The 15,463-nt window shown below is 69.0% G+C and carries 14 protein-coding genes; 7 read left to right on the plus strand and 7 right to left on the minus strand.

Annotated features, from left to right (window positions below; translation table 11 throughout):
- Positions 1-63: 63 nt before the first annotated feature.
- Positions 64-1,911, minus strand: coding sequence for a CYTH and CHAD domain-containing protein (locus FE263_RS14790; protein ID WP_171034121.1), 1,848 nt, complete (start codon positions 1,909-1,911; stop codon positions 64-66).
- 166 nt (positions 1,912-2,077) lie between these two features.
- Between FE263_RS14790 and FE263_RS14795 the strand changes: the two genes are divergently transcribed.
- The 4 genes from FE263_RS14795 (at position 2,078) to lptG (ending at position 6,079) form a co-directional block, all read left to right on the plus strand.
- Positions 2,078-2,353: a hypothetical protein gene (locus FE263_RS14795; protein WP_138326804.1), complete on the plus strand. Its 276-nt coding sequence runs from the start codon at positions 2,078-2,080 to the stop codon at positions 2,351-2,353.
- A gap of 79 nt (positions 2,354-2,432) precedes the next feature.
- Positions 2,433-3,848, plus strand: a complete 1,416-nt coding sequence (locus FE263_RS14800; RefSeq protein WP_138326805.1) for a hypothetical protein — start codon at positions 2,433-2,435, stop codon at positions 3,846-3,848.
- A 63-nt stretch (positions 3,849-3,911) separates the two neighbouring features.
- Positions 3,912-4,988: an LPS export ABC transporter permease LptF gene (lptF, locus tag FE263_RS14805; protein WP_138326806.1), complete on the plus strand. Its 1,077-nt coding sequence runs from the start codon at positions 3,912-3,914 to the stop codon at positions 4,986-4,988.
- Between the two features lie 26 nt (positions 4,989-5,014).
- Complete coding sequence (gene lptG, locus FE263_RS14810) at positions 5,015-6,079, plus strand: LPS export ABC transporter permease LptG (RefSeq protein WP_138326807.1); 1,065 nt, start codon at positions 5,015-5,017, stop codon at positions 6,077-6,079.
- Here lptG and FE263_RS14815 read toward each other — a convergent pair.
- The 4 genes from FE263_RS14815 to FE263_RS14830 form a co-directional block, all read right to left on the minus strand.
- Positions 6,052-6,957 carry a CDP-alcohol phosphatidyltransferase family protein gene (locus FE263_RS14815; RefSeq protein ID WP_138326808.1) on the minus strand — a complete coding sequence of 302 codons (906 nt, stop codon included), beginning with the start codon at positions 6,955-6,957 and terminating at the stop codon, positions 6,052-6,054. The genes lptG and FE263_RS14815 overlap by 28 nt on opposite strands.
- Positions 6,958-6,961: 4 nt before the next feature.
- Positions 6,962-7,678, minus strand: a complete 717-nt coding sequence (locus FE263_RS14820; protein WP_138326809.1) for a phosphocholine cytidylyltransferase family protein — start codon at positions 7,676-7,678, stop codon at positions 6,962-6,964.
- Positions 7,675-8,844 (minus strand): inositol-3-phosphate synthase, encoded by a 1,170-nt coding sequence (locus FE263_RS14825; RefSeq protein WP_138326993.1) that lies wholly within the window; start codon positions 8,842-8,844, stop codon positions 7,675-7,677. The genes FE263_RS14820 and FE263_RS14825 overlap by 4 nt, the downstream gene beginning before the upstream one ends.
- A gap of 112 nt (positions 8,845-8,956) precedes the next feature.
- Positions 8,957-9,922, minus strand: a complete 966-nt coding sequence (locus tag FE263_RS14830; RefSeq protein WP_138326810.1) for a glycosyltransferase — start codon at positions 9,920-9,922, stop codon at positions 8,957-8,959.
- A 168-nt stretch (positions 9,923-10,090) separates the two neighbouring features.
- Between FE263_RS14830 and FE263_RS14835 the strand changes: the two genes are divergently transcribed.
- Together FE263_RS14835 and FE263_RS14840 are read left to right on the plus strand one after the other, a co-directional pair.
- A complete protein-coding gene (locus FE263_RS14835; RefSeq protein WP_276611210.1) occupies positions 10,091-11,176 on the plus strand; it encodes a glycosyltransferase in 1,086 nt (361 codons plus the stop codon).
- Between the two features lie 27 nt (positions 11,177-11,203).
- Entirely contained in the window at positions 11,204-12,223 is a 1,020-nt protein-coding gene (locus FE263_RS14840) for a radical SAM protein (RefSeq protein WP_240759646.1), read from the plus strand.
- On the opposite strand, the gene FE263_RS14845 is transcribed toward FE263_RS14840, so the two are convergent.
- Both FE263_RS14845 and FE263_RS14850 read right to left on the minus strand, forming a co-directional pair.
- Positions 12,216-13,649 carry an oligosaccharide flippase family protein gene (locus FE263_RS14845; protein WP_138326812.1) on the minus strand — a complete coding sequence of 478 codons (1,434 nt, stop codon included), beginning with the start codon at positions 13,647-13,649 and terminating at the stop codon, positions 12,216-12,218. The genes FE263_RS14840 and FE263_RS14845 overlap by 8 nt on opposite strands.
- Positions 13,650-13,656: 7 nt before the next feature.
- Positions 13,657-14,934, minus strand: coding sequence for a glycosyltransferase (locus FE263_RS14850; protein ID WP_138326813.1), 1,278 nt, complete (start codon positions 14,932-14,934; stop codon positions 13,657-13,659).
- 209 nt (positions 14,935-15,143) lie between these two features.
- Here FE263_RS14850 and FE263_RS14855 point away from each other — a divergent pair, with 209 nt between their 5' ends.
- Complete coding sequence (locus FE263_RS14855; protein ID WP_138326814.1) at positions 15,144-15,341, plus strand: DUF1192 domain-containing protein; 198 nt, start codon at positions 15,144-15,146, stop codon at positions 15,339-15,341.
- Positions 15,342-15,463 lie beyond the last annotated feature (122 nt).

The following is a 15,463-nucleotide window of genomic DNA, read 5'->3' on the forward strand; positions in this document are numbered from 1 at the left end:
CGTTACGATGCAAGCGGGATGACACGTTTCCATGAGCAGGTCAGCGGCGCCGAGGGTCCGGGATCAGCCTTGTGTCGCGTCGGACTGGTCGGCCTCCGCGCGGAGCGGCCTGGTGAGCCGGGGCCAGAATGGCTGCAGTGCCCGGAAGCGCCGCCACTGTACCGCCAGCGTCTCGAGGTTGAGGACCTCCTCGCGCGCCTGCCATCCGATCACCGCGCCGATCGCCTGGTGCAGGCCCGGGGCGCGGTTGCGGCGTCCGAGTTCATCGAGCAACGGCTGGGTTTCGGCGGCGTCGTGGTCCAGGCCGAGCGCCTCCTGCAGGCGGCCCAGACGCCGCACGAAGCGGTGGGAGTGGTCGGGGGTTGCGAACACCGGCAGGAAGAACTCGGTCGCGTAGCGCAGCTTCTTGAGGGTGATGCGCAGATCGTGGCGCTCGTCTGCGGAGAGCCGGCGGAACTGGCGGCCCTGCCTGAGCGCCTTCCGGTGCAGCCGGGCCAGCATGCCTGCGGCCGGCAGCGCGGCCGGGTCCGACAGCAGCGCCAGGCCGTCGGCGGCGACCTCGTTGCGCCAGCCTCGCCGCGCGATCCAATGGCCCAGGGTGAGCTGGAAGCGGTTGAATCGAGGGGACGCGAGGAGCGCCCGGACCGTCCGGTAGGCGCTGGCCCGCGGCGCCTCGATGGCCTTGCGCAGAGCCTGGAAATCCGGCCCCGCCTGGCCCGGCCGGACGCGTTCCCCTGGGCGGACGTGCTCTGCCGGGTGTACGCGTTCGATAAAGGCGTCGCCCAGCGTGTCGGCAAGGAAGACGTCCCAGCCGCGCGCCGCGCCGAGCTGGTCCGCGGCCCACTTCGCTTCCCCGCCAAGGCTCTGCATGCCAGCCGAGGGCAGATCGCGGCGCAGCAGCGACAGCATCGAGCGCAACCGGCGCAGCGCCACGCGCATCTGGTGCACGCCCTCGGCGGATCCCTCCCGGGCGACCGCCTGGTTGGACTGCAGATGCAGCCGGCACGCATCCAGCACCCCGGCGATCGCCTCGTCGGTGGTAACCGCCGGCGTCAGGCTGGACGGCGCCGCCTTCTGCGCCCGCAGCGCGGTGCCGGTGGCGAGCGCATAGCCGCGCTGGATCATGCTGCCGGCGCCGACTTGCAGCGGCGCCGCATCGAGCAGGCGCAGGCCGATGTCGTGCAGCGCGGACCTGTCGCCGTCGCGCGAGACCAGGGTGATGCGGTCCACCGCTTCGCTGCGATCCTGCGCCTCGATGGTGCCGTCCTCGAAGACGACGTCGATCAGTGCGTCCGGAAGGTCGAGCCGGCGGGTCAGCCGTCGCAGCCGGGCAACGAAGACCGGTACCAGGGGGCCGCGTGCCAGCGCCTCTCGCACGGGTTGCGGCAGCCAGTCGGCTTGCAGGCGGTCCAGGTCGCGCAGGTCCGGCGTCGCCTCCCGCAACTCGGACATCCAGGCCGAAACCTCCGGCCCGGCCCTGTGGCCGGCGCGCGGCGACAGGGTCTGGACGATGCGACGGCCGATCGTCTGGATACGCAACGACACTCCGGCGCGGGAAAGCCGATGCCCGGGAGTATCGAAATAGATCGTCTCGACCCGGCGCGTGGTGCCGGCGTTGCGCGCGAACTGGCTGATCACCGGGGCGGCGCGCAGCGCGGGACCGGCATCGGTTCCGGGTTGCAGCCGCAGGCTGGGCAGCGACGGGCGCGTGGTCGTCGGAATGGGAGGCGGTACGATCTGGCAGGGCAAGGTCGGGCCAGGGGCGACCCCGTCGTCCTGCGCCCGCTCCGGGTTGCCGGCGTCGTCCCCCTCCGCGACGGCAGTTCCGGGCAGCGGACGTGCCGGGACGATCGACAGCCCGGCTGGCTCGGATCGCTCCGCCTGCTCAGCCTTATCGAGGTTGCGCTGCATCGACCGAGTATGCCGCAGGGATCGACGCGCAACAATTCTGTCATTGTCATCGGTCGCCCAATTCCTTCCGACCCGGGTGATTGACACCGGGAGGGACAGGCGGGACATAGCCTGCACGACAGCGATCGCGCATCAGACGGCCCAGCGCCGGGCCCTTAGGAGATCAATGGCCTGGACGCTCCACGTACGCGAGCTGTCGCAACCGGACGATCCCGCCCGCCGCGAGCCGGCTGCACCGCTGACCTGTCGCACCTACGCCGACCTGTTGCTGCAGCTGCGCGTCGAGTGCCAGGCGTCGCCTGACGCGGTCGTCGAGGTCGTGATCCCGGCGAGCGCAGATCCGGATGACATCCGTGCGCTCCGCCGGCGTGGCTATGTGCTGCATTATCGCCGCAACCTGCCGGACCGTGGCAAGGTCGAACGGCGGATCGCCGCCGGTTAGGCGCGAGCGCCCGCAGCCATTGCCGGACCCCGTGGTTCGGCACTCGAGATCCTTCGACAGGGCGCTGCTCGGCGGCCTCGTGCTGACTGGCCTGCTGCTGCTCGCACCGATCCTGACGATCCCGCTCCACATCCCGGTCAACTACAACGAGGGCTGGAACGCCGCCTTCGACCTGCGCGCCATCCACCCCTCGGCTGGCCCGCTCTATCCCGGCCCCGGCAGCTTCGTGTTCAACAACTATCCGCCGCTCGGCTTCTACCTGGTCGGCGCAGCCGGCTGGCTGGCTGGAGACATGATCGCCGCCGGGCGCCTGGTGGCGCTGGCTGCCTTGTTCTGCTGCGCCGGCCTGCTCGGGCTGTGCGTGCGGCGGCTCGGCGCGTCCGCACAGGCGGCGATGGCGGCTACCGTGCTGTTCCTGCTGGTGAACGCGACCTACTACCAGAGCTACGTCGCGATGGACGACCCGCAATGGCTGGCGCATGCCTTCATGCTCGCGGGCCTTGCGGTGCTGCTGCGGGAGGGCCCCCCATCGGTGCCGCTGCTGCCCGTCGTGCTGGCTGCGCTGCTCGTGACGGCGGGCGGCTTCGTCAAGCACAACCTGGTGGCGCTGCCGCTGGCCGCCACGCTATGGCTGCTCTGGCATGACCGTCGCCAGGCGGCCGCCTGGATTGCCACCGCGGTCGTGGCGACCGGAGCCGGAGTGGTCGCGATCCAGGCGCGTTACGGCGCCATCGCTTTCGCAGACATCCTGCACCATGCGCGAACCCTCGATGCCGACCGGCTGATCCTGGCGACCGGGGCACTGGCGCCGCTGCTGCCGATGGCCCTCGCCGTTGTGCTGCTGCTTCGCCGGGGCGGGATGCTGGTCGCGCTGTTCGGCGGTCTCGCGCTGGCGGCCGGCATCCTGCAGCGGCTCGGCGACGGCGTGAACTACAACGCGCACTTCGAGACCCTGATCGCCGCCTGCCTCGGCTTCGGCCTGGTGCTGGACCCGCTGGTCCGCTCCCCGCTCCGGCTCGGCCGCGTCTCGATCGGACCGGCGGCGCTGCTGGTGTTCGCCGCCCTGCCGATGCTGTGCGCGATGCCCATCCATCTGCCGGCGGCCTGGAACGCGATTGCCAGCCGTGAGCGCCGGCAGGCGGCCTGGCAGCCGGTGATCGCACGACTGGCCGCCGCACCCGGGCCGGTGGGCTGCGAGATGCCGTCGCTGTGCATCTGGGCCGGCAAGCCGTTCAGCGTCGACATCTTCAACCTGACCCAGAGCATCCTGAGCGGCCGCCCGGAACATCCATTCCAGGCGATGGTCCGGCGCGGGGGCTTCGGGATGTTCGAGTACGACCCTGCCGCATCCACCCACGCCGACGCGATCCGCCGGATGGGCCATGACCCCATCATGGCTCCATTCGCCGGACGCTACCGGGAAGTCGCGACCGGGCCAGGCGGCGCGGTCCTGCTGTCGCCGATCCCCGGCCGGAGTTTGTTCACGTCGCCATGATCTGTTATCGCTGCCGTCGATGAAGTTCGAGATTTCCCGCCCCGGTGCGGCGCCCGGCTCCCATTGATCATCAGCAACTACCTGCTGCGCGAGCTGATGAAGCCGCTGCTCGCCATCCTCGGCGTACTGGTTGCGCTGTTCGCCAGCTACAGCACCGCGAACTTCCTCTCGGACGCCGTCAACGGCCTGCTGCCGGGTAGCGCGATCGCCGAACTCACCATCCTCAAGGTCCTGATCGCGCTCGAGGTCCTGATCCCGGCGGCGCTCTACGTGTCGGTCATCCTCACCTTCACCCGCCTGCAGGGCGACAGCGAGGTGGCCGCCATGTATGCCCTGCGGCTGACGCCGGGCGTCATGCGGCGCGCCGTTCTGACCCTCGCCGTCGGCCTGGCGCTGCTGGTCGGCGGCTTGTCGCTGTTCGTCCGGCCCTGGGCCTATCGCCACCTGCATGAGCTGTCGGACCGTGCCGCGACGCTGCTGGATGTCGATGCGATGCAGGCGGGATCGTTCTACGTCAGCCAGCACGGCACCCGGGTGGTGTTCCTGACCCACCGCGACGGCCCTGGCTCGCCAGCCCGCGACGTGTTCGTCAAGCTCGACTATCCCGACCACACCGAGATCATTTCCGGCCGGCTCGCCAGCGCGGTGCCGGACGGCATTGCCGACGGCGGCTCCGACGTGAACCTGAACGACGCCGACATCTACGAGCTCAGCCATGACCCGGCGAAGGCGGACCAGGTGCTGCACGTGCAGGCGATGACCGTCGATCCGAACAGCCACGCCGCCGGGCCCGCCGGCTACAGCTCGGTCGCCGCCAGCACGGCGCGGATCGCGACGTCCGGATCGAGTGCCGACATCGCCGAACTGCAATGGCGGCTTTCGACGCCGATCTCCACGCTCCTGCTTGCCCTGCTCGGCATTCCGCTCAGCCGGACCAGGCCGCGGCAGGGACGGCACCTGATCTTCGCCAAGGCATTCGCGATGTATTTCGGTTATTACATCCTGTGTACATCCGCGCGGACCTGGGTCCAGCACGGCATGATCGCCGAATTTCCCGGTATCTGGTGGGCGCCGGCCATTCTTGGCCTGCTGCTGACCACGATGTCCCGATACCGCCCCTCCCTCGCCGCCGGCCGCTGACCGGAACGCCGGCGCGGACGCCCCCGATGCTTCGCCGCTACGTCAGCCTTGCCACCCTGAAGGCGTTCGCCCTCGCCGCCGCGGCGTTGACCGGACTGCTCAGCCTGCTCGAACTGGTCGAACAGCTCGCCTCCGTCGGCCAGGGGCGCTACCGCCTCGCTGACGCGTTCGTCTACGTGCTGCTCACCGCACCGGGCCGCTTCCTGCAGGTGACGCCGATGGCCATGCTGCTGGGTGCGCTGCTGGCGCTCGGCGCGCTGGCTCGCAACTCCGAGCTCGTCGCCATGCTGGGCCTGGGCATCTCCGCCCGGCGCATCGTGGGCTCGGTCCTGCTGCCGATCGTGCCGATCGTCGTCCTCCTGCTGGCGCTGGCCGAGTTCGTGATCCCGCCGGCGCAGCGCTATGCCCAGGACGACCGCGCGGCCGCCCTGGACGCGGCCTCCTCGGCATCCGGCGACAACAGCCTGTGGGCGCAGAACAATCGCCAGTACCTGAACATCCAGCGCTTCAGGAACGACCGAACGCCGGTCGGCATCGACATCTACCGGTTCGCACCGGATGGCCGGTTGATCAGCATCGTCCATGCCGACCACGCCACCATCCGCCCCGATGGCGAGTGGCTGCTCGCCGACGTGTCGCGCAAGATCAACACTGCGGCCGACCTGACCACCGAGCATCTCGCAACCCTGTCCTGGCATGCGTTCGTGACACCGCGGGAGATGCAGGTGCTCACCCTGCCGCTGACCAGCATCCCGCCCACCGCGCTGTATCGCCAGGTGCACAGCCTGGAGGCGCGCAACGAGGGGGCCAGCCACTACGAGCACCAGCTGTGGGAGCGGATCTGCCTGCCGGTGACGCTCGCCGCCATGGTGATGATCGCGTCGGCCTTCATGTTCGGCGCCGGGCGAACGCAGAGCACCGGGCGGAGCCTGCTGTTCGGCGCCGGCTTCGGGATCGTGTTCTCGCTGGGGCAGCTGATCTTCAGCCGGCTTGGCGTGTTGCTCGATCTCGATGCCGCGGTCACCGCGCTGACCCCGGCCCTGCTGACGATCTGGCTGTCTCTCTACCTGTTCCGCACGGCGAGCCGTTGACCAGCAACAGCCAGGCTTGCGGCGAAGCGGCGATAGCGGCGCTGCTGGCCGACCAGGAGCAGGACGAGGATCGCGCTTAGCCCGGCGATCTCGGCATAGAAGTAGAACAGCGGGACGCCGCAGAGGGCGAACGCGAAGATCCCCATCGTGCGGGTGTTGGCGGACAGCACCGACCAGCGGCGCACGGATGGTGCGAAGGTCTCGCGGTAGCGCTGCCGGAACTGCTCGACAGGCAACCTGGCTTCACCGGCGGCAAGCTCGCGCCGGACGTTGGCATCCGGCACGCTGGCAAACGACTGCACCCCGGCATAGAGGCGCCAGGCCGTCCGGAAAAGCGCGGCAACCGGCGAGGCGGGCACGGCAGCGGCTCCCGGCCCCGCCGGGCCGCCCTTGTTCCGTCCCAGGCCCCAGCGCTCGTACTCCTCGCGCTGCCGCTCATAGACGGCCGACTGCACCGCGTGGCATGCCCCGGCCAGCACGATGACGACCCAGGCCCAGCCGCCGTCGCGAGCGCCGAGCCGGAGCGCCAGTGCCGCGTAGACGCCGATGAAGGTGACGTAGTCGCAGATGCCGTCGAGGACGCGGCCGATCTCGGATTGCGCGTTGGTCAGGCGCGCGAGCTGGCCGTCGGCGCCATCCATGACGTGCCACAGGATCATCAGGCCGAAGCCGGCGATCACGAAGCCGGTGCGGTCGTAGCGAAAATACGCGAATGACGCCGCGATCCCGCACGCCATGCCGAACAGCGAGACCGCGTTGGGGGTGATGCCGATGCTGGCGAACCGCCGCGCAAGCCAGCCCGCCAGCGGATGGATGCAGATCCGGTTGGTGAACTCCTCGATCTCCAGCGTCCGCCGGACCGGCTCGGCAAGCTGCATCCGGCTACAGCCGCCCGGAGGCCAGCAGTGCCTCGGCCTTGCCGAGCGCCACCGGGTCGTCGACGTCGATCCAGACCCGGTCGCCGATATCGAACACCAGGGCGCGTCCGTGCCGCGCCAGGGCGTTCATCGCGCCCGAGATGCTGTCGTCGCCGTTCGCCTGGCTTTCCTCGAGGGCATCGAACATCGCCGGCCCGCACAGGAACACGCCGGTATCGTAGCAGTCGAACTCCGCGATCAGCTTGCCGATCGCGGTGATGCGTCCGGACGACGAGGCGACCCGGGTGACATCCTCCGGATCGTTGATCGGATCCGTGATGTTGTAGTCGACGCCCAGCACGACGCTATCCTGCGCGTGCGGCGCCGTCATCATGTCGCGCAGGATCGCCGGATCGACCAGGTGATCGCACATCGTAAGCAGGAACGGTCCCTCGAAATGCCCCTTCGCCTTGAGCAGCGACACGCCGTTGGCGCGCTGCCACTCGGTGTTGACGATATGGCTGATCCGGGTGCCGTTCCGCGCCGAGAGGCCGTCGAGGAAGCTGCGTAGTTCCTCGCCACGATAGCCGCTGACGACGAAGAACTCGTCGATGCCGGCCGCAACCGCCCGGTCGATGACCTGCTCGATCAGCGGTATGCCGGCAACCGGCACAAGTGGCTTCAGGTCATCGCCGACCCGCAGCCGGGCGCCCTGCCCGGCTGCCACGATCAGGCACTTCATTGCGCGGCGGCAACCTCCAGGTCGGCCGGCGCCGTGCGGCCCTTAAACACCCGGTCCTTCTGGCCATAGGCCCGGATGAAGGCCTCCGTCATCTCGTAGGCGGTGTCGTCGGTGTACTGCACGATCGGATGCTTGCAGAAATAGGCGCTCGGGCCTTCCAGCACGCCAGAAATGCCGTTCTCCAGCGCGAGCTTGGTGCAGCGGACCATGTCGATCACCACGCCGGCGGAATTCGGGCTGTCCTCGACCGACAGCCGCAGCTCCACCTCCATCGGCATGTCGCCGAACAGATGACCCTCGATGCGCAGGAAGCAGATCTTGTTGTCGTTCTGCCATGGCACGTAGTCGCTCGGCCCGACATGGATGTTCTCATCCTCGATGCGCTTCTTGGCGACCGACTGCACCGCCTCGGTCTTGGATTCCTTCTTCGACTTCAGCCGGTCCTGGTTCTTCATGTTCAGGAAGTCGGTGTTGCCGCCGGTGTTGAGCTGGTAGGTGCGCAGCAGCTTCACGCCGCGCTTGGCGAACAGGTCGGTCAGCACCCGGTGCACGATGGTGGCGCCGAGCTGCGACTTGATGTCGTCGCCGATGATCGGCAGGCCGGCCGCCTTGAAGCGCTCGGCATAGAGCGGCTCGCTGGCGATGAAGGCCGGCATGTTGTTGACGAAGGCGATGCCGGCTTCCAGCGCGCAGTCGGCATAGAAGCGCGCCGCCTTCTCGGACCCGACCGGCATGTAGTTCAGCAGCATGTCGGCGCCACTGCGGCGCAGCTCGGCGACGATCTCGGCCTTGCTGAGTTCGGTGGCGGTCGAGCGCATCACGGTGCGGTCGTCGGAATAGTCGCTCATGTGCTCGGAGATGCCGTCCAGCACCTGGCCCATGCGAACGATCACGCCCGCCTCGGGAATGTCGGCCTGGAACACCTTGGTGCAATTAGGCTTGCAGAAGATCGCCTTGTGCACATCGGTGCCGACCTTGCGGGCGTCTACGTCGAACGCCGCCACGACCTTGATGTCCGACGGCAGGTAGCCGCCGATCTCGGTATGCATCAGGCCAACCACGCCCTCGCGGCAACGCTCGGGCGTGTAGTAATGCAGACCCTGGATGAGGGAACTGGCGCAATTGCCGATCCCCGCGATGGCGATCCGGATGCTGCTTGGGTTCATCATGCTATGCCTTGACTTCCAGAAGGACGGATTTGCTGGTCTATCCGGCCAGTCATACACCGTTCACGGTTGACGTCGATTCCACACGGCCGCCTCCGTCCGTCCGGACGGGTCAGGCCGCTTGTCTAAGCCGGGCGATATTCGCGCACACCATGGCGCTGTAGAGTTGCCGGTGCCGGTTCCTCTGCACATAGGACGGAGAGATGCGCTCGACCATCGCCCGGGTGCGCACCGAGGCATACCAGTGTGCGACACGTGTCTCCGGCGTCAAGACCTCGCCCAGCCGGACGCGCGGCACGATCCGGAACCAGTGCTCCGATATCTCCGGCGCCAGCGGATAAAAGACCGGCGGGCGATGGATCACGATCCCGTCGCCTTGGAAGCCAGCAGCCACGTCACGCAGGAGATGCGGACCCAGCCCGTAACGCTGCAGCTGTCGCTCGCGGCTGAGCCGGACCATCGCCACCAGATAACTGGTCATCAACTGCGAGCCCGCCGCCGCACCCATCACGGCATTGTTCACGCTGCGGTGATAATACCGCTCCACCCGCCGGAACAGGCTCCAGCCATGCGGCAGTCGCCGGCAGGCCTTGCGGACCAGGTCCAGTGCGAGATGCCGCGACAGCACCAGCGGGGACTTCGACGTCCGTGCGGCGCGCGGCCAGACGATCAGTTCGGAGCCGAGGAACTGGCTGCCCGTGATGAGCGGCCGCAGCGACGCCACGGTCACCGTGTCCAGGTCCAGGTAGATGCCGCCTTGGGCATGCAGGATCGCCGCCCGCAGCACGTCCGAGCGCGCTACCGGCGTGGCAAGTCGTTGATAAAGTTCGACCAGCTCAGTCCCGAGGCCAAGCCGGGCGCCAGTCCCGGACAACAGCTGCACCACGTCGACGCGATCCATGCGCAGCTGCTTCTGTGCCAGCAGCGCGTCGCGTTGTGGGCCATCCTCGAGGGCGTCGGTGTGGTGGAGGATGATTTCCGGCAGGTCGCTGCGCTCGATCGCCGACAGGATCGCGAACACGTAGGCCCACGGGAGCTGGCCGCCAATCCAGCAGAAATGCAGTCGAGGGGGTATCATCGGCGGAGGTCTGTTGCGGTGCGGCACACGGCGGGGAAGCTATAGAAGGGTCCGGAGCGAGTCCAACCGCCACCGACGTCGTAGGATGCCACCCTGACTTCACCGCATACCGCACCGCCCGGGATCGCGATCTTCCGGCAGAACCTGTTCCGTCCGTCCGAGCCGTTCATCACCCAGCAGGCACGGCTCCTGCGGCGCCACGCGCCGTTCTATGTCGGGCGGCTGCGCTTCGGCGACGCGCCTGCGGGCGCGACCTCGGTCGCGCTGCAGGATCGCGGGCTGCCCGGCGCCTGGCCGCTGATCGGCTGGCAGATGCTGACCCGCGACCCGGCGCCCTACCTGCGGCTGATCGGCGACCGGCGACCGGCCCTCATCCATGCCCATTTCGGCATCGACGGCGTCTACGCGCTGCCGATCGCGCAACGCCTGCACGTCCCCCTGGTGACCACCTTCCACGGCTACGATGCCACCCTTTCGACCGCGGCCCTGCTCACCTCGCCGGCCTGGGCGAACTACCCGCTGTTCCGGCGCAGGCTGGCGGCGCGGGGGGACCTGTTCCTCTGCGTGTCGCACTTCATCCGCGATCGCGTGCTGGCGATGGGCTTCCCGGCCGAGCGCACCCTGCTGCACTATACCGGTGTCGATTGCCGGGCGTTTCCGCTGCGCGATCCGGCGGAGGCAACCCCGGTCATCCTGCACGTCGCCCGACTGGTCGAGATGAAGGGCACCCGATACCTCATCGAGGCCTTCGCCGGTCTCGCGGCGCGTCATCCGGAGCTGCGCCTGGTGATCGTGGGGGACGGTCCGTTGCGGCCCGCACTCACCGCCATGTCGGTCCGGCTCGGCCTCGCGGACCGGATCAGCTTCCTGGGCGCGCGGCCGCACGCGGAGATCGCCGGCTGGATGCGCCGCGCCATGATGCTGGTGCTGCCCAGCATCAATACCGGCACCGGCCGGGTCGAAGGGCTCGGCATGGTCCTGCTCGAAGCCGCAGCGACCGGCGTGCCGGTGGTCGCCACCGATGTCGGTGGCATCCCGGAAGGCGCCGAGGACGGCGTCACCGGAATCCTGACGCCGGAGCGCGACCCTGCCGCCCTGTTCCGCGCCATGCTGGCCCTGGCGGGCGATGCGGCGATGCGGGCACGCATGGGGCAGGCAGGCCGGAATCTCGTAGAGCGACGGTTCGACATCGTCCGCCAGAACCACGCGCTCGAACTGCATTACGACCGGGTGCGGCTGGCACGAACTTCCTAGCCGGAAGCTGGAGTGGTATTGGGCCGAATGAACCAGATCACGCCCATGCGCGACAGCGACGGCCCCGCGCAGACCGGCCGCGCGACATCGCTGCGTCGCAAGGTCGCCGGCGCCGCCTCCGGAGCCCGCTTCCTGGGGCGCGTCATCGGCTCGCGTTACAATCCGTTGCTCGCCCAGGTCGTGGTGACGCGGCGTTGCAACCTCGCTTGCGGCTACTGCAACGAATACGATAATTTTTCGCCTCCGGTGCCTCTGCAGGATCTGCTGGCCTGGGTCGACCACCTCGCCAAGCTTAAGACGGCGTCGATCACCTTAACCGGCGGCGAGCCGCTGCTGCATCCCGACCTGGACGTGGTGATCAAGGCGGCGCGCGACCGCAAGATGATCGTCACCATGATCACCAACGGCTTCAGGCTGAGCCGCGGCTGGATCGACCGCCTCAACAGGGCCGGTCTGCAGGGAATGCAGATCAGCATCGACAATATCGAGCCCGACGACATCTCGATGAAGAGCCTGTCCTCGGTCGAGGGGAAACTCGGCCTGCTGGCAAAGCACGCCCAGTTCAAGGTGAACGTGAACTCGGTGCTCGGCGTCACCACCGACCGCACGCAGGACGTCATCGCGGTCGCCGAAGCCGCCGCCCGTCACGGCCTGCAGCATTCGGTCGGCGTGCTGCACGACCATACCGGAACGCTGAAGGCGCTGAGCGCGGCACAGATGCAGGCCTACGAGCAGGTCACCAAGCTGTCGCCGTCGATCGTGCACGGGCTGAACTTCTGGCTGTTCCAGAAGAACCTCATGCACGGGCGGTCGAACGACTGGAAATGCCGCGCCGGCGCCCGCTACCTCTATGTCGCCGAGGACGGCAAGGTGCACTGGTGCTCGCAGCAGCGCGGCACGCCGGGCATTCCGCTGCTCGAATACGGATTGGCGGACATCAAGCGCGAATACGCCACCCCGAAGGGCTGCAGCCCGACCTGCACCCTGAGTTGCGTCCACCAGATGAGCATGTTCGACCGCTACCGCGGCGCGCAGACCGCTAGCTAGGCACCTGTCGCCTGGCGTATCGCGAGAGGCCCAGGTAGGTCAGCGCGGTCGCGGCGATGACCACGGCAAGCTGCGAGGCCGGGTGCTGCAGGCCGGGCACCAGGCCGCCACCCGCGACCACGAGCACCATCGCCGCACTCCCCGCGACGGGCATCGCAAATACGGCCAGTAGCGGTCCGGGCCTGACCCGCCACTCCCTGCGAAGCCTGGCCGCAAGCCACAGCAGCACCGGCGGATAGATCGCCAGCCAGATCGCCGATGCCGCGATGATGCCGGGACCCGCCGGCACGGTGCAGCCCACCGCCAGGATCGAGCAGGCCAGCAGCCCCAGCGTCGTCAGCGCCAGCCTGGCGGCGAGTCCCGGGCGGCCGATGCCGATCATCATGGTCGAGAACAGCTGCGTGACGATGCGCAGCAGGGCCGCCGCCGCCAGCAGGCGCAGCGGCATTGCCGCCGCGGCGTAGGAGGCGCCGTGGCTGTCATGCAGCAGCGCGGTCAGCGGTCCGGCGGCCAGCATCAGCGCCACCATCAGGGGCGTCACCAGGAAGGCGATCTTGCCGAGCGACCACAGCAGGATCGAGCCCAGCTCGGCAGGCGCCCCGGCCGCACGCGCGAACACCGGCAGCGCAGTGCGGTTGACCAGCGTGCCGACCGCCATCGCCGGCTCCATGGCGATGTCGAAGGCGACCCGATACACCGCCAGCAGGGCCGGCCCGTAGAACCAGCCGATCAGCATGTAGTCGATGTTCTTGAACATCTGCTCGGAGATGTTGGACGCCGCGGAGCGCACCCCGAACCGTGCCAGCGGCCGGATCGACGCCGGCTGCACGCCCAGGCGCGGACGGAACGGGTGCGCGATCCAGGCGCCGATCATGATGAACAGGCCGCTTGCGACATAGCCCGCGACCAGCGCCCACACGCCGGCGCCGCTCGCCCCGAGCACCAGCCGTGTCAGCGCCGCCCCGAAGGTCGCGCATACATTGACGATCGCGATCCGCTCGAACTGCAGCGACCGGTTCATCAGCGCCAGCGGCACCAGGGCAGCGCCGACCAGCGGCTGCTTGATGGCGATCGCCACGAAATACTGCGCCATCGCCGGCATGCCATAGAGCCAGGCGACCGCCGGCGCCGTGGCCAGGGTCAGGCCGGCGACCAGCGTCGCGGCGCCGACCACGTACCAGAACAGCGTGTCGAGCTGCGGCCGGGACACCGACTTCGCCTGGATCAGCGCCTCGGCGGTTCCGAGGCCGTTGAGCGCCTCGACCACCATGCCGATCGAGATCACCAGCGACGCGATGCCGACCTGCTGCTTGCTCAGGAACAGCAGCATGGCGAGGATGGTCGCGAAGTCGATGATCTTGGCGGCGATGGTGGCGCCACCGAGCCAGTTGAACCCGCGCCCCAGGGCGCGCCGATGGTCCTGCACGAGCGGGCTACGTCGCAGTCGGCGGCAGCACCCAGGACCGCCGCCGCACCAGATGCAGCAGCCAGCGCCAGGATTGCAGCAGCCAGCTCCGGGTCTGCCTGCCGCTCCAGCTGCCGCCGGATACCGGTGCGGCCTGCATCCGCTCCGCCATCAGGGCCGCAATCCTTCCGGCCCGCGCCTCCCAGGTCAGGCCCAGGCTCTCCTCGCCGGCCCGGGCTGCAAGCCGCCCGCCCAGCGCCTCGTCGGCAAGCAGCGCCTCGACCGCCGCCGCAAGCGCCGCCGGGCGATCCGGTTCGCAGAGCACCGCATTACGGCCATGCGTCAGCACCTCCCGGATATCGGGCGTGTCACCGGCCAGGATCGGCCGTCCGGAGGCCATGTACAGGTAGAGCTTGAGCGGCAGCACGGTCGAGCCGTAGGTCGCCAGCGGGTGCCGCGACGGCGGGATCAGCAGGATGTCCGCGGCGTTCATGAACCAGGCGAGCCGGTCGTCCGGCTGCCATGGCACGATGCGCACGTTGGCGACGTCGGCCGCCAGCGCCTCGATGCTGCCGTGCCCGGTGGAGCCGACCAGGATGAACAGCACCTCCGGCAGCAGCCGCGCCGCCTCGACGACCAGCTCAAGGCCCTTCTTGTGGTTCAGCCGGCCGGTATAGACCACCGTCCTGCGTCTTGCCGGCACCTCGATGCGCTGCTTCGCCGCCGCCAGCTCCATCGGCTCCGGCAGGCGCTCCGGCTCGAAGCCGTTGCGGATGCAATGCAGCCGGTCTTCAGGAACGCCCAGGGCCAGATAGGCCCGCCTGGTGTAGTCCGAGTGGCAGATGACAGCCAAAAATCGCTCCCGGCAGAACAGCCGGTAGATCCAGCGCCGTAGCGGCGGGATCTGGTCGCCCCACGGCCGGTAGTGGTCGAACACCACGCGCTGCCCGGCCAGGATCGACATCCGGGCCACCCACAGGTTGCGGGTATAGACCAGGTCGGCGTGCCGGAACTCGCGGCGGAGCACGATCGTGAGGCCGCAGAGCAGGTGGCGGAGGGCCGCCGGCCGCACCGGCGCCCAGGCGCGAACCACCGCCATGCCGGTCAGCGCCGCCGCCGCCGAGGCCGCCGCGCGCGAGGCAGCCGGAAGATGCATCCGCGCCTGAGCCACATGGCCGGCCAGGTAGCGCGCCGTGGTGGTGAACACCTCGGCATCGGCCTGCCGGCTCGGCAGCTCGTTCTCGAAGGCGAACAGCACCCGCAGGTGCCGCGGCGAGACAGGCGCTCGGCCCGGTCGGCTCGGCATGGCGGATGTCAGGAAGTGGGCGGGAGCATCGCCCGGACTTGTCGACCAGCCGGCACCGGCTGGCAAGGCGTCCCCCCGCGACCCTGGCGATGCCTGTCATCCTGGTCTGGATCGCCTGCTCCGGTCTCCCTTGGCCGGAGCAGGCGGCGGGCCCAATGTCGACAGGCCCAGCCCGGCAGCAGCGGGCGAGCCTCAAGGAGACACCGCACATGGAAGATGACCGACCGGCGGGCCCGCGGCCTCGCCTCGCGATCCTGCCGCTCGACGATCTCGGCGTCGCCGAGTTGCGTGCCTACATCGGCGAGCTGCGGGGAGAGATCGCGCGCGCCGAGGCAATGATCGACCGCAAGCAGGCCCATCTGGGTGCAGCCGCAAAACTGTTCGGCTCGCCCGGGACGCCAGGCTGAGAGCGCTGACAGATACGGCGGCGGAACAGAAACCGCTTGAGTCCCGGAGTCCTGCGTCTTATCAATAATAACTCATCAACGGGCGTGCGGGATCAGCCTTAAGCGGCCTCACCTTAGGAGAC

The sequence above is a fragment of the Lichenicoccus roseus genome (assembly GCF_005844085.1).
Taxonomy (GTDB): domain Bacteria; phylum Pseudomonadota; class Alphaproteobacteria; order Acetobacterales; family Acetobacteraceae; genus Lichenicoccus; species Lichenicoccus roseus.